Origin of the sequence: Microbacterium sp. NPDC058021 (assembly GCF_042885955.1) — a bacterium.
Lineage (GTDB): Bacteria > Actinomycetota > Actinomycetes > Actinomycetales > Microbacteriaceae > Microbacterium.
In genome coordinates, this window is sequence record NZ_JBHVRF010000004.1 from 341496 (window position 1) to 354929 (window position 13434).

10 protein-coding genes are annotated in these 13434 nt (G+C 66.6%); all 10 read right to left on the reverse strand.

Features of this window, described 5'->3' with window-relative positions:
- Positions 1–110 precede the first annotated feature (110 nt).
- Positions 111–1868, reverse strand: coding sequence for a DUF4012 domain-containing protein (locus ACFVR6_RS10760; protein WP_386962517.1), 1758 nt, complete (start codon positions 1866–1868; stop codon positions 111–113).
- Entirely contained in the window at positions 1868–3511 is a 1644-nt protein-coding gene (locus ACFVR6_RS10765) for a glycosyltransferase family 4 protein (RefSeq protein WP_386962520.1), read from the reverse strand. The genes ACFVR6_RS10760 and ACFVR6_RS10765 overlap by 1 nt, the downstream gene beginning before the upstream one ends.
- 11 nt (positions 3512–3522) lie before the next feature.
- Positions 3523–5004 carry an oligosaccharide flippase family protein gene (locus ACFVR6_RS10770; RefSeq protein WP_386962523.1) on the reverse strand — a complete coding sequence of 494 codons (1482 nt, stop codon included), beginning with the start codon at positions 5002–5004 and terminating at the stop codon, positions 3523–3525.
- A 34-nt stretch (positions 5005–5038) separates the two neighbouring features.
- Positions 5039–5989 (reverse strand): WxcM-like domain-containing protein, encoded by a 951-nt coding sequence (locus ACFVR6_RS10775; protein WP_386962526.1) that lies wholly within the window; start codon positions 5987–5989, stop codon positions 5039–5041.
- Positions 5990–6037: 48 nt separating this feature from the next.
- Entirely contained in the window at positions 6038–7174 is a 1137-nt protein-coding gene (locus tag ACFVR6_RS10780) for a DegT/DnrJ/EryC1/StrS family aminotransferase (protein ID WP_386962529.1), read from the reverse strand.
- Positions 7140–8426: an O-antigen ligase family protein gene (locus ACFVR6_RS10785; protein ID WP_386962532.1), complete on the reverse strand. Its 1287-nt coding sequence runs from the start codon at positions 8424–8426 to the stop codon at positions 7140–7142. The genes ACFVR6_RS10780 and ACFVR6_RS10785 overlap by 35 nt, the downstream gene beginning before the upstream one ends.
- Before the next feature lie 2 nt (positions 8427–8428).
- Positions 8429–9328 (reverse strand): glycosyltransferase, encoded by a 900-nt coding sequence (locus ACFVR6_RS10790; protein WP_386962535.1) that lies wholly within the window; start codon positions 9326–9328, stop codon positions 8429–8431.
- Positions 9328–10308: a glycosyltransferase gene (locus ACFVR6_RS10795; RefSeq protein ID WP_386962538.1), complete on the reverse strand. Its 981-nt coding sequence runs from the start codon at positions 10306–10308 to the stop codon at positions 9328–9330. Before ACFVR6_RS10795 ends, ACFVR6_RS10790 begins: the two co-directional genes overlap by 1 nt.
- Complete coding sequence (locus tag ACFVR6_RS10800; RefSeq protein ID WP_386962541.1) at positions 10305–11090, reverse strand: glycosyltransferase; 786 nt, start codon at positions 11088–11090, stop codon at positions 10305–10307. Before ACFVR6_RS10800 ends, ACFVR6_RS10795 begins: the two co-directional genes overlap by 4 nt.
- A 168-nt stretch (positions 11091–11258) precedes the next feature.
- Positions 11259–13430 (reverse strand): hypothetical protein, encoded by a 2172-nt coding sequence (locus ACFVR6_RS10805; RefSeq protein WP_386962544.1) that lies wholly within the window; start codon positions 13428–13430, stop codon positions 11259–11261.
- Between the last annotated feature and the right edge of the window lie 4 nt (positions 13431–13434).

Here is a 13434-nt window from a genome sequence, read left to right on the forward strand (position 1 = left end):
TCGCCGTACCCCCCCTGCACTATTCATACCTGTTTCCCCCCAGGTCCCCTCACTTGCGCACTCAGCTATGAGAATGCTTAGAGCCTGCACAGATTATATGCGCCGACAACTTATTGACCACATCTCGCGCTCGTCGTGACAGCCGTCTCCCTGATCATCGGGGTGGTGCGCACATCAAGCGGCCCGAATTCCCCGTCCCCGGAAAAGGTCGCCGTCACTGTCTCAGTTGCTCCGGGCGCAATGTACATCTCGAAGGAGATGACGGGCCGACCCAAATCACGAATGTCGCTGCGAAGCGGGTTCACCGCGACACCGTCGGCTGCCAGACCGGTGGCCACCGTACCCACCGGCCCGTACACGAAGACCTCGGTGCGGAACCGCTCGGAGCCGGCCGTGCCGCTCTTGACGTAAGGGGGGAGGGCGTCGGCATCGGCCTGTGTGATGTCGAGATTGAGCGTCGCAGTCGCTGTGAAAGAAGTGGTGCCCGCTTCGCATGACTGTGAGACGTCGACGGCGGAGTTCATGTAGAAATCGATCTTCGATGCGGAGGTGTTCCTGAAGAAGACGCCGACTGTCGCATGTTCGGCGTCGTCCGCAGGCAGCGCCCCGGAAAGGCGCTCCCCTTCGGTCAGCCCGGCGACGTGGGGATCCTCGCTCCAGAGCATGATGTTGCCGCGCTGGATACTCTCACTCACGGCCCACGCCATGTCTTTCAGGTCGAACTCCCCTGTGGAGAGTTTCGCGAACACCGTTTGGGCGACTCCTGCGAAGAACGCATCCGATGCAGCGGCCTCTGCCACGCTCGCGTAGGGATTCCACCACTCATAGGCGTCGCTGAGGAGCACTTGCAGCGCGTTGTCGCTGGAGATCTCCACGTTGCTCACCGTGATCGGTCCCGTCGCGAGCAGTACCCGGCCGAGCGCGATGGGGTCGATGGAAACCACTCCATCGATGGGCGTGGGGTCGATGTCCCGATTCCAGAACGCGCGCAGGATCTTCGCAGCCGTGGGAAAGTCCGGACGACTCGTGGAGGTGTTCACATGGTCGACCAGATAGCTGCTGTAGAGATCGAGCGCGCTCTGATCGACGGCGACATCGACAGGAACACCGGGAGTGAACGATGCGCTGCTGGCCTGCGCGGTGATGGCGAGGTTGCCACTGTCAGCCGAGACGAGCGTCTGGGATGCGGCACTCCCCCCCAGCGGCAGTGCTTCGGCGTTGTTCTGGAACACAAGGAGGTAGGACTTCGGCGCCTCGACACCCAGCAGCGAGGGGAGTGCACGCACCAGCGGCGCCGCCATCGTGGTCACGCTGCCGACCTGCTCGATTCCGGAGCGCACGGGCCCGATCAGCGTCGTTGCCGACAGCAGGGTGTCCATGTCCGTCGCCAGCCGGTCCAGCGCGGGGGCGTTCGTCTCGAGGATCGGCAGAATCGCCGGGAGCAGCGACGCGGTACTCGGATCGTCCTTGACCGACAGCACCGGCATCGCGATGTCATTCACGATGAGGTCGAGGGCCTCGCTCGCCAGCCGCACGGCCCGGAGATTCTCTCCCGCAACGGGCACGCTCTCAGCCGCAGCCCACAGCGGGTCGTTGGCTGCCCGGACCGCCTGGACCGCGTGGTCACCGACGAGCGACAGCCGCGCGTCCAGCTCCAGCCCGTCGTCCAGATTCGCGATGAGGCTCTTGGCGGCCTCCAGTTCGTTCTTCACCGTGAGCGCTTTGATAGCGAGCCATGTGAGCGCGCTCAGCACGATGATCGTCAGCACGCCGACGGCTATCCACACGCGGGCCCGTCGGCGATGCCGACGTTGCACTTCCGCGCGGGACCGTTGAGTGCGCGCGGCGCGTCGGGACTCGGCTTGCATTAGTTGATTCTAGAGGCGGGCGGGCGACGCCTCTTGTCGCTGGTCGGCCGTCCTCTGAGTCGACGCATTCCTGTCTTGATTCGCGACCGCAGTGCATCCGGCAGGAGAAAACTCGCGCCACCCATCCGGGCCGACCGCGGCGCAGCGGAGAGAAGGCGCACCCTTGCGGCGAATGGAAGATATGGCGCGTCGCGCAACTGCGCCTGCCACACCGGCTCGGAGAGCCCGGAGGCGATCTGGAACCGCACCAGCTCATCGGTGATCCACGACATCGTTGCACGGTCGTTCGCTATCGGAGCCACCGCGTGCGCCTCCGGCGCACCTGCCGCGGCCCGCGGGATCTCATCGAGCAGGCTTGCGACGCGGCGGCTCCATGCGGGCGGCACGTGATCGTGGGCCACCGCAGCACGTCGGGCGGCACCGACCTGTTCGCGGTGGTCAGCCCGGGTGATCAGCTCTTCGAGTTCCCGCAGGTACGGTTCCGGCTCTGCGAACTGCACGCCAGACCCCGCCAAGGAGATATCGTCCGAGCTCAGCACGGTGTGGGTGATCCGCCCTGTCAGCGCGAGGACCGGGAGGCCCCTGAGCGCGGCATCCAGCAAGGACGTCAACGACGCGAACGGCATCGAGTCGATGTAGATGTCCGCCGCCGCGTAAAGGTCGTCCACGTCTGCGATCACGCCCAGCGCCCTCACACGACCGTCTGACTCCGCTGCGAGCTCGGCCCACCTGCCGGTGTCGGTTGGCCCGGCGACCACGATGTGCAGGTTCGGATGCCGGCGTACAACCTCTCGATGCACGTCGACGAAGTGCCGCCCCTCCGGCGCGCCGAACTTGTACGCGGAGGCGATGGAAGTCAGCACGACGGCATCGTCGGGAATCCCGAGCTTGGTCCGCGCCGCAGCCCGCGACGACGCTGGAGGAGGCGTGAGCGGCAGCGGCAGGACCGTCGTCTGCTCCGGCCGCACGCCCCGAGCGGCGAGAGAGAGCCGTTGGCCGGCGGGGCGGATGTCCGCAACCAGGTCGGCCACATCGAAACCGAGGCTGAACACATGATCCGCGTGGTTGAGGAGCACGGTCGGCGGCGCAGCATCCTGCAGTGCGATCGACGGCACGACGTCGTAGGGATGGATGTGCAGCACGATGGCCTGTGGCGCGGATTCGGCAAGCCCACGAAGCTGTCGGGCTCTTTCCATCAGGTCACTCGACCCTCCCAGGTCGATGACGCGGCCGCCGGATGCCGCGACCGCCTCGCTGAGTTCATCCGGCACGGGGACGCCCTGCTGTCCGGTGAGGACGAGCGAGTGCGTGCGAGCGGGGTCGCTCGTCATCCAACGATGGATGAGCCTCGTATGGCCGCCCTGCCGATATGCCTGCGTGGCCACATGAACCAGATGGCCCGCGACGTCGTATGAGGCGCGCCGGCCCGGGGCGAGCGTCGATCCCAGCGCAGCAGTCAGTCTCTCCATGCGCTCGTCCCTGAAGACACCGGGGTGGCTGTACCACGCGTAGCGGGCGGCCGACTGCACCCGCGCGGCCGCCGACCGCAGCCTGCCACGGGAGAGGTCGGCTTCCGCCAGATCGATGAGCTGGTCGACTTCCTGTCGGTGCTGCGCGATCAGCTCCTGTGCGCGCGTGTCCAAGCGTCGCCCTTTCATCCGAGTCGGTCGGCTGTCGACGGCGAGCGTGGTTCCTCGAGCTGAGACTGCTCCTCGCGGCGCTCAGCGACGCGCATCAGCTGCAGCAGACACAGAGCGACAACCGTGCCGACAGCGGCGAGTGCCGTTGCGACGTACACGCCGACGATCGAACCCGTCTCCATCGCCCACGCCGCGCCGAGCGCGAAGACCAGCACCATAGCCAGAAGCAAGGAAGTCCGCACGCTCACACGGAAGCGCGTCTCGCGGAAGGCCAACACCAGGAGTACCGCCACGTAGACGCCGTAGGCGCATCCGTACGCGATTCCGAGTCGGCTGAGCCCTTCCCCCGGGAGCGCGACGACCCCCACCAGGTAGGTCGCATTGAAGACCATCTCGCCGATGAAGAAAGACACGCGCGCCTTACGCGCGAGCAGCAGGAACGCGACCGCCCAACCGACGATCTTCAACACATCGCCCACCAACTGCCACCGGAGAAGTCCCGCGGCGAGGTCGAATTCCGCCGAGTACAACAGTTCCAGGACGAACCGCGCGAGGACGATCAGCCACAGCAGTACCGGCCAGGCGAGAAGCAGTGCGACCCGAACCTGGACATCGACGCTCCTGTTCAGCCGCCGGGTCTCGGTGGCTTCGGCGCTGATACGAGGGAAGTACTCGGCGGCGAGAGCTGACAGCACGAAGCCCATGTAGAGCGTCGTGATGGTCCACACGGCTTGGAACTGGCCGGCTGCCGCGATGCCCTGGCGGTCTTCGATCCACAATCGCACCCCGAGTTGCGTGGCACTGGTGACGATCAGGCCGAGCATCACCATGCCCCCGACGGAGGCCATGCCCCGGAACTCCGGCATCCACATCCGCATGAGCACGCGCTGCGACCGGTCACGGAGACGCAACACGAACCAGGAACTGCAGACAGCGGTGGCCAGTGGTGCCACCGCGAGCGCCGCGACGATCCCCGCCTGGCCGGAGAACTGCAGGGCGGCGATGGTCGCCGCGGTGCCCACGACCGCCCCGACGCTGTTGCACACCGCCAACAGTCCCACCCGGCCCATGCCGTTGAGCAGCGCCAGCTGCGCACCGCTGAGCACCATCGAGGACAAGGTGATCCCGAGCGCGACGGCGATCACCGGATCGAACGCCCCGCCGGGCTGCGCCGCGCTCCACACCAGACCACCCGCGACAGCGAGGATGCCACCGAGGGTCGCAAGCCACATCGACCCACGCAGGAGGCCCGCCCGCACGCGCGCCAGCGCGTCTGGGTCCCGCGCTGCCGCGGCCACCGACTGAACGCCGCTGGTGTTCAGCCCCACGCTGAACAGCACGACGCCGAGGTTCGCCGTCGATGCCAGGATGCCGAGTGCGCCCACGCCTTCGGCACCCACCCCCAGGGCGATGAACTTGTGCCGAAGCGCCCCGAGGGCGACTACGACGAGGGAACTCGTCCCGACGACCAGAGCCGCACGAAGGATGCGTTTCATGAGGTCCAGGGCGACGGCGCCGGAGCTGCCGCGCTCACCTCGCCGCCGATCCCGCCAGCGCCTCGGTCTCCCGCTTCTGCTCGACGATCCGCTTGAACTCGGAGTACACACGGATGTAGTCGGCGTCGTCGTACGGCAGGGACGCGAAGACGGCGAGCACGGCATCCGGGGAGTAAGCGTACTGCGTGCCCCAGGTCAGCGCGGGCATGTGGAGCCCTCTGGTCGGGCCGTCGAGAAGATACTCGGTGCGCGTCTGCCCGTCGTCGACGATCGCTCGCACGGATCCCTGCAGGCAGACGAGAAACTGTTCGCATTCATAGTGCGCGTGCTCACCTCTGACGTCACGGGAAGGAACGTCGAACACGGTGAAGAATCGCTGCGGAGTGAAGGGGATGTCGGAGCGGAACTCCGTCACCATGAGGGATCCCCGCATGTCGCTGACGTTTCGCAACGGGGTGAGTCCTGCGGGCGTCGGGTGGCCTGCTGCGGACTCGGCGACGTCGTCGGCCTGTCCACGGGTGTCGGCATAGCCGACAATGCGCGCCGGGTTTCCGACGACGATCGCGTACGGCGGAACGTCACGCGTCACGACGGCTCCCGCACCCACCATGGCGCTCTCGCCGACCTTGATGCCGGGCAAGATGACGGCGCCGCCACCGATCGACGCCCTGCGCTCCACGATGGTGCGCGCGAACCGCTCCGGCCACTGCTTGCTCCGGGGGAAGGGATCGTTGGTGAAGGTGGCATTCGGCCCGACGAACACGTCGTCCTGCAACTCGATGCCATCCCACAGCTGGACGCCGGACTTCACGGTCACGCGGTCTCCGACCACGACGTCGTTCTCGATGAAGACATGATCATTGATGTTCGCGTCGCGGCCGATGACAGCCCCCGGCAGCACATGCGCGAACGCCCAGATGGTGGTTCCCGCACCGACCGACTCCGTCTCGCAGATCCCCTGCGGATGTACGAATGCATCAGTCATGAGAGCTGGCCTGCCTGTCGAAGTAACGGGACGATGGACGGAGGGCACTCAACGCAGTGCCTTGATCGCATCGCACACCTGCTGGATCTCGTCGTCGCGCAACTCCGGGAAGCACGGCAACGAGAAGATCTGGCCCGCAACGGCATGAGTCGTGGGCAGGCGCGCCTGCGCAGAGCCCAACCCCGGCTGGGCGTAGTCCGGCACGGGGAAATGGACGTCGGTGTGCACGCCGCCTGCTTCCAGACGCGCCCGCACGTCGTCACGGTCGCTCGCCAACGCGACGGCGAGATGCGCGACATGGTGTTCGCCGTCCGCTGCGAGCACGCGCAGCGGCCCATCGGAAGCCGCGACCCTGTAGCGTTCCACGATCTCCCGACGGCGCTGATTGAACCCGTCGAGCAGCGGAAGCCGGGCGAGGAGGATGGCGGCCTGGATCTCGTCGAGGCGCGAGTTGACGCCGCCGGGGATGGCGATGCTGTATTTGGACGACCAACCGTACTGGCGCAACTGCGCCACCTCGCGCGCGATCTGCTCGTCCGACGTGACCACGGCCCCACCGTCACCGATCGCACCCAGGTTCTTGGTCGGATAGAAACTGATCGCGGCGACGTCACCGAACGAACCCGCCGAACGGCCGTCGAGCCGAGCCCCGATCGCCTGAGCGCAATCCTCGACGACCCGCACTCCGCGAGCGTGGCAGTGCTCTACGAGGCCGCGGATATCGGTGAGTCGCCCGTAGAGGTGCGTGATCACCACCACACCAACCTCGCTGTCGAGCGCCGCTTCGAGCGTGTCGAGACTGATGCAGAGCGTCTCAGCGTCGACGTCCGCATACCGGACGTCGAACCCCGCGCGACGCGCCGCCACCGAGGTGTACCCGCCGGCGTTGGCGGCGGTGAGCACGACGGACTTGCCCGCAGGCATCACCGTCTTGATCGCGAGTTCAAGCGCATCGGTGCCGGAAGCCACACCGAGAGCGTGTTCGACCCCCAGGTATTCCGCCAGGGCACCTTCGAACGCTTTGTGACGTGGGCCCATGACCACATAACCCGAGTCGAGGACGTCTCTTATCGATTCCTCCAGCAACAATCGGTCGCGGGAAATCCCCCTTGAGAGATCGTTCATCGGAATCATGCGCACCCCAGCATCATCAATCAGAGACGCCATCGCGAGGACGCCTGCCATCGCCTGATCCTACCGGCTGCGCCGTCACCGACTCGCGGCGGCGTCGTCGGCGACCGGCGAATCGTCGCAAGCGAGGTTCGACGCTAATGGTCGCGCACGCCCCCAGTAGCACATACCACAACGGACTCATGGAATCCCAGCCGTGAAGCGCGATGATGAATCCGAGCGACGTGAGAACGAGTGCCGACAGTCCGAGCGAGTAGTCGCGGCGAAGTGTGGAAATGGAAAGGAGCAGGGCCCCGATGAAGAAAGCGAGCCCCACCCATCCGAGCCCGAAGACCGCGAAGACGATCTCCGAGTCGAGCGAACGCACGATGTCGAAATCTCCGTGCAGCTCGGATCCCACTATCCACCGACCCGGGGGCGGCGACGCGAGCAGATAGCCGAGCGGGTGTTCCCACAGCACCTGAGGCACGAGGGCGTACAGCGCGGACCGATAGTTCGAGCTGTAATCGACCCCTGTAGCCCCGGGAATGTATGTGCTCCACAGGAACACCGAAGCGTATGCGAGGCCTAGGATCACCGCACCGGCGAGGATGTAGACCCAGAGGATGAAACGCTGCACGAGCGAGCGCACCAACGGGATGAACTGCACGATCGCAACGCCCGTCGCGATGATCGCGGGCGCGCGACTGCCGGAGGCCCACACCCCCGCGATGAGGAGGGCGGTCAGGAGGGCCCTTGACCAGACCGGTCGAAGCTTCAGCGTCAGCGGCACGAGCGCAGCGAGAGTCACGCCCAGCACGAGTGGGTTGTCGGACCCGACCAGCGCGCGAGTGGGCCCTTCCCGCTGACTCGTGAGGAACTCGTACTCTCGACCCAGCAGCGACAGCCCCAGCACCGATTCGAGCACGGCGAGGACAGCGACGACGGATGCGACGGCCATCAGCACGCGCAGATAGATGCGCGCAGCAGCCGAGCGATAGACGGTTGTCCCGAGTGCCGCGAACAATGGCAGCATCACGAACAGATGCTGCGCGTTCACGGCGAACATCCGATCCTGCAGCATGCGGGAGATGAGCTCCGTCAGCACCACCACGACGCCGATATAGCCGGCAGTGCCGACCGCAAGAACGAGCTTCCGCCTCGGAGCATGCGCACTGAGCAGCACTTCGAGCAGGAAGGCGACGAAGCCTGCGGCCACGACGAACAGTCGCAGCCCGCCGATCTCGTCGAAGATGCTCGGAAGGAAAAGACCGACCGAGACAAGAGCGGCCGCCGCTGCTCTGAGCCACACGTGCGTCGCGGACATGGTCATCCGCGTGCTGCGCTCTCGCTGGGGTAGGGGTGGCGTGGCGCGCGCCCTGTGACGAGTCGCTCCGCGTCCCACCAGCCGGCGACGATCTGTCGGGCGTCGGACCATCGTCCGCGCCGCGCCAACAGCACGCGAGCCTGCGACCTGGCCGCTTCGTAGAGCACGGCGCAGCGTCCACGTCGGCGGGAGAAGAGCTTGCTGTGGAACAGGAAGAGATTGCGCCCGAGCAGGCGCGGCGGGATGCCACTGGATGTCTGCGACACTGTGGCCGCGGGGACCCATACGACCCGCTTCCCCGCTGCACGCATGCGCGTGTGGAGGTCGGTCTCTTCGAAGTAGAGGAAGTAGAGCTCGTCGAGCGTATGCGCACGCAACTCCGCTGTCCGGTAGAGCGTGAACGCACCGTCCAGCCAATCACGGTCCCGCACGCGACCACTCGCGTCGTCGGCGAGATGGTGTCTGGGCAGTTTGAGCCATGGTGAAAGGTAGCCACCGGTCGACCACGTCCGGTCGGTCTGTCCGGCGACCACCAGCGTCGGACCCGCCACTGCGATCGCGTCGTCGGAGCGCATCGCTGCGAGCAACTCGCTCACCGCAGTCTGCTCCGCGAGGGATTCGTGCGTAGCCACCAGCGTGTACTCGCGTATCCCAGACGAACGATCCAGCGCAGCCAGCCCGTCGTTGATGGCCGCGGCATACCCCCGGTTTCGCGTCTGCAGAAGCCCGATGCCTCGAGGACGCAACTCCGTGGCCAGCGTTGCTTCCGCGCTGTTGTCCACCACGAGGATGCGCTCCGCCACCACACCGGAGTGGATCAGCGCATCAACGGTCGCGAGCAGCGTCTGCGGACTGCGGTGGTGCACGACGATGCAGGCGAGGTCTTCCAGCGGCGGATGCATCAGACCTCGCTTTCCGCTGGGTGCCGTCGCGCCCGCCAGCGCACGCCCACCGGGTAGCCGGCCATCTTGGCGATGTCACCTGCGACGACGATCACCGGGGCGAGACCGAGTGCGAGCGGTGTGAGCGCGCCGAATTGGTCCCGCCGGGCGAACACCCGACGTACGAACTTCGACGTGTAGGCCGCGAAGCCCACCACCAGGGGCACGAGCACCCACGGCTGGGCGAAGCTCGCGCCCGTCAGCGCGAGGCCCGTCGCGTAGGCGGCGTAGCGCACCGCATGACGCTTCGGCCACAGGCCGGCCTTGCCGTCGCCGCGGGCGTATCGGTAATACTGCTTCATGAAGCCGGGCAGGCTCGATCTGGCGGACCAGGTGACGACGGCGTCTGGGACGAAGGCGAAGGTGTTCCCACGTTCCTTCAGCCGCAGGTCGAAAACGAGATCCTCGCAGTAGTCCAGCCATTCGGGGTACCCGCCGGCGCTCTCCCATGCGTTCTTCGTGAAGGCGAACGACCTGCTCGAAGGGAGGAACGTCGCCTCCGAGACCTCCTCGCGCCGCGGCGTGCCGGTGCACGCGATGGCGCGCTCCATGAAGGCCGCTCCGACGGGCCGGAAGAACCCACCCACCACGGTCGGCTCGGTTTCCCGGTCGAACGCCGCCCGCATGCGTTCCACCCAACGCGGCTCCAGCACGGTGCCGCCATCCGTGACGAGCACGATGTCATGGGCCGCTGCGCGAACGGCGCGGTTTCTGCCCTCCGATATGCCCGCGCCGGGGGCACTCACGACCGACATCGTGCAGCCGCCAGGCGGCGTCCACTTGCGCAGAATCGCCACGGTGTCGTCTGTCGATCCGCCGTCCACGACGACGATCTCCGTGGGAACACTGGTCTGCTCTCTCACACTCGCCAGAAAGCTCGGGATCGTGCGCGCTTCGTTCAGCACGGTGAGGACGAGAGACACCGGCGGGGGCGGGGTCATGATGCTCCCTCGTAGACCCGCCGGTGCACGTCCCCGTGCTTCCGCGCGGCGAGACGGCGGGGGCCGAGGAACTCCGGGTAGCGGGCGTAGAACTTGGCCATGGAGGCCAGTTCACGCAGCCACGGTGTCGCTCTCCACGTCGCGGTCTCCCGCGCCCACCCGTGGACCCATCTGGCGTCTGGCACCAGCGCCACGGGTATCCCCGCACGCCAGGCGCGAAGGCAGAAGTCTTTGTCCTCGTAGTAGAGGAAGAAGTGCGGATCCCACGCGCCGAACGCTTCGATGTCCGCTCTATTGCCGAACACCGCGGCTCCCATCAGCCAGCAGACGTGCCGTGGTTCCTCGGCATCCGCGTACAGGAGGTAGCGGCCCGCGAGCTTGGACTCTTGTCCCAGCCTGTTGCGGATCTTGTCCGCCAGGAAGGGGAAGCCACGGCCGTTCGGTTGGACAGTGCCGTCGGCGTTCAGCAGCTGCGGTGCCACGACCGCCTGTTCCCGCGTGGCGACTTCCGCGAGACGGGCGAGGTCGTCGAAGTCGACGCGGATGTCGGGATTGACGAAACCGATGAATCCGCCTCGCGCCACGGTCAGCCCTTGATTGTTCGCTGCGCCGAAGCCGCGGTTGTCGCTGAGGCGGATGACGCGCGTCGCCCCCGCGCGTTCGGCGATCTCAGGGCTGCCGTCGGTGGACCCGTTGTCCACCACGATCCACTCCACACCGGGTGGAATCGACGCGCCGCGCCCCCAGAATTCCTCCAACGCGCGTGCGCTGTTGTACGTCACGGTTATCAGCGAACACCACGGTGTTTCAGGTTGTATGTCTGGCACCACGATTACTTTGCTCCACCCCACGCGACCGGGCACGTTACCGTTCGCGCATCCCAGCGTACTTGCACGGAAGGCGCATTCCGTACGCGGCGTCCCCTCGCCACCCATGTGGGGGTCGATTCCTCAATCACCGAGAGCGACCGAGGCCTCCCCAGTGAGGAAGACCGGCTCGTCGGTGAGGACGACCGGCCGTTCCCCCGCCACCGACGTCTCGCCACCGAGCGGCGCCCCCGTCATGCTGACAAGCGCCACCTGCTCGCCGACGATGCGAATCGGCGTCGGCGCAGCGGTCGACCACGCGATGCGGACGGTCGAGGCGCCGTCGCCGTACACCACCGAGTGCACCCCGGGACCGAGGTCCTCGACGTGCGAGAAGCGGCGGTCGCCGATGAGCCGTTCGTATGTCGCCAGCGCCAGCGCAACGGGCTTGGGGGCATTCGCATTCGGCAACGCGGAGGACGCGTGTTCGTACAGTCCGAAGTTCGATTCGGTGATGGTGTCGGAACGCCCGCTGTCGGCCGCCTCGTACCAGTAGATGCGCTCGACCCCGCGCGCGATCGCCAACGCCGCGAACCTGAGCGTGTAGGCAGCCTGCTGCCGATCCGTCACCCACGTGGGGATGGTCGCCCACCCCATCTCCGAGATCCAGATATCGCGGGTCTGCCCCTCCGGCAGTCGCGCGGAGATCATCGACGAGAGCGTCTCGAGATCCGCCATCAGAGACTCGGGTTCCTCCGGATTCACGTACGGATGGGCGCTCACCGCGTCGATGTGCTCCAGACCGCCGAGGTCGAAGAACCTCTCGAGCCAGTCCAGATGGAATCCCATCCCCGCGTTACCCGGAGCCACGATACGGGCATCGGGCGATACGCCCCGGATGGCCGGAGCGGTAGCTCGCAGCATGTCCATGTAGCAGTCCGGAGTCGGCCCGCAGGCACTCGTGCCGAGATGCTCGAACTCGTTGTAGACCTCGACGTCACTGTGGGCGTCGTCGAACTCGGACAGGATGTCGGCGGTGTACTCCGCGTACGCGGCGAGACCCGCGGGCGTGCTCGGCGTCCGCCCGTCGTCGTACAGCCGGTTGGAGTAGACCGGCACATGCAGGGCCGAGAGACCGAGATCCGCGTAGTGCGCCATGGCGTCCCTGATCTCACGGTCGTACACGTACGTGCCGTCTTCGCGCTCGCTCCACCACCAGGGCACGTCGGCGCGCACATGTCCGATACCCAGAGTGGTGAACGACTCGATCAGAGCAGAGGTGCGAGCAGTGCCGTCTTCATAGTGCAGATGGACGCCGAACGCCATGGTGGACGGATCCCGGCGGCTCGGGCCGTCGGCGAGTATCCCCACGTTCGACACGAGGGTGCGGGACTGCCCCTCGAGGTCGGCGTCGAGCGTCAAGCTGTGAAGCCCCGGCGCCGTGCCGCGCAGGTCGATCTCCCCCAGACCGTCGGTAATCCGCACCACCCCCTCGCCGGACACCATCCCTGCCTCGTCTACGAGCGCCCATTCGGCATCGCCGTCCCAGCCAAGTCGCGATGCGAGATCGACGTAGGCGTCCTCCGTGTCCATCAGGAGTGACTGGTTGGTGATCGCGAGGGGTGCCGACGTGTCGAGGAAGCCGCCGTTCGCTAGGACGGGCACGATGCCGGTGGGCCCGGTGACCGTGAGGTCGTCTATGACCACCTCACCCTCTCGCGGGACGTGGATGCGGACCCCGAAGCGAGTGTCGGGACCCGGCGTCGAGTAGGTCAGAGAGTACGAAGTCCACCCCGCGTCGAGTCGACCGATGCTCAGCTCACTGGAACTGCCCCGCTGGCCTTCGGGCATCATCATGTCGATCGGGTTACCGATGATGACGTCTGCGGGGGCATGGGTGTCCGGGTCGACGGCTCGCGCCACGAAGGACACCTCGTACACCCCTTCAGCGGGCAACGAGGCGATCTGCTTCAGCGAGGGACCCGCGTCTCCTCCCGCGCGCTCGCTGGTGATGTGCAGGCTCCAGTCGTGGGCCTCATCGACCTGCGTGGCGCGGAATGATACCTCATCCACGGGGTCAACCTCGCGCCAGCCGTCGAACGCATCAGACAGCGGCAGATCCGCGGGCTGGCGTACATCGACTGCGCCACTCGACTCGTCCTCGGCCGCATCAGGCAGCGCCGAACACGATGCGAGCAGTAGTCCCGAGATGAGCAGTACGGCGATGGCACGTCGAGCAAACGGGCGCCTCTGTCGTGCACGCAAGTGGGCCTCCCCCGGATCGAGCCACACCCTGATCGCGCGCAGCCTTCCCACACTA

What these genes read in the sequence shown, in the direction of transcription:
- ACFVR6_RS10785 (WP_386962532.1), bottom strand. Translation starts at nt 8,426, where the DNA reads ATGTCCGCGACGCACGTGTGGCTCAGAGCAGCGGCGGCCGCTCTTGTC.
- ACFVR6_RS10760 (WP_386962517.1), bottom strand. Translation starts at nt 1,868, where the DNA reads ATGCAAGCCGAGTCCCGACGCGCCGCGCGCACTCAACGGTCCCGCGCG.
- ACFVR6_RS10770 (WP_386962523.1), bottom strand. Translation starts at nt 5,004, where the DNA reads ATGAAACGCATCCTTCGTGCGGCTCTGGTCGTCGGGACGAGTTCCCTC.
- ACFVR6_RS10780 (WP_386962529.1), bottom strand. Translation starts at nt 7,174, where the DNA reads ATGGCAGGCGTCCTCGCGATGGCGTCTCTGATTGATGATGCTGGGGTG.
- ACFVR6_RS10775 (WP_386962526.1), bottom strand. Translation starts at nt 5,989, where the DNA reads ATGACTGATGCATTCGTACATCCGCAGGGGATCTGCGAGACGGAGTCG.
- ACFVR6_RS10795 (WP_386962538.1), bottom strand. Translation starts at nt 10,308, where the DNA reads ATGACCCCGCCCCCGCCGGTGTCTCTCGTCCTCACCGTGCTGAACGAA.
- ACFVR6_RS10790 (WP_386962535.1), bottom strand. Translation starts at nt 9,328, where the DNA reads ATGCATCCGCCGCTGGAAGACCTCGCCTGCATCGTCGTGCACCACCGC.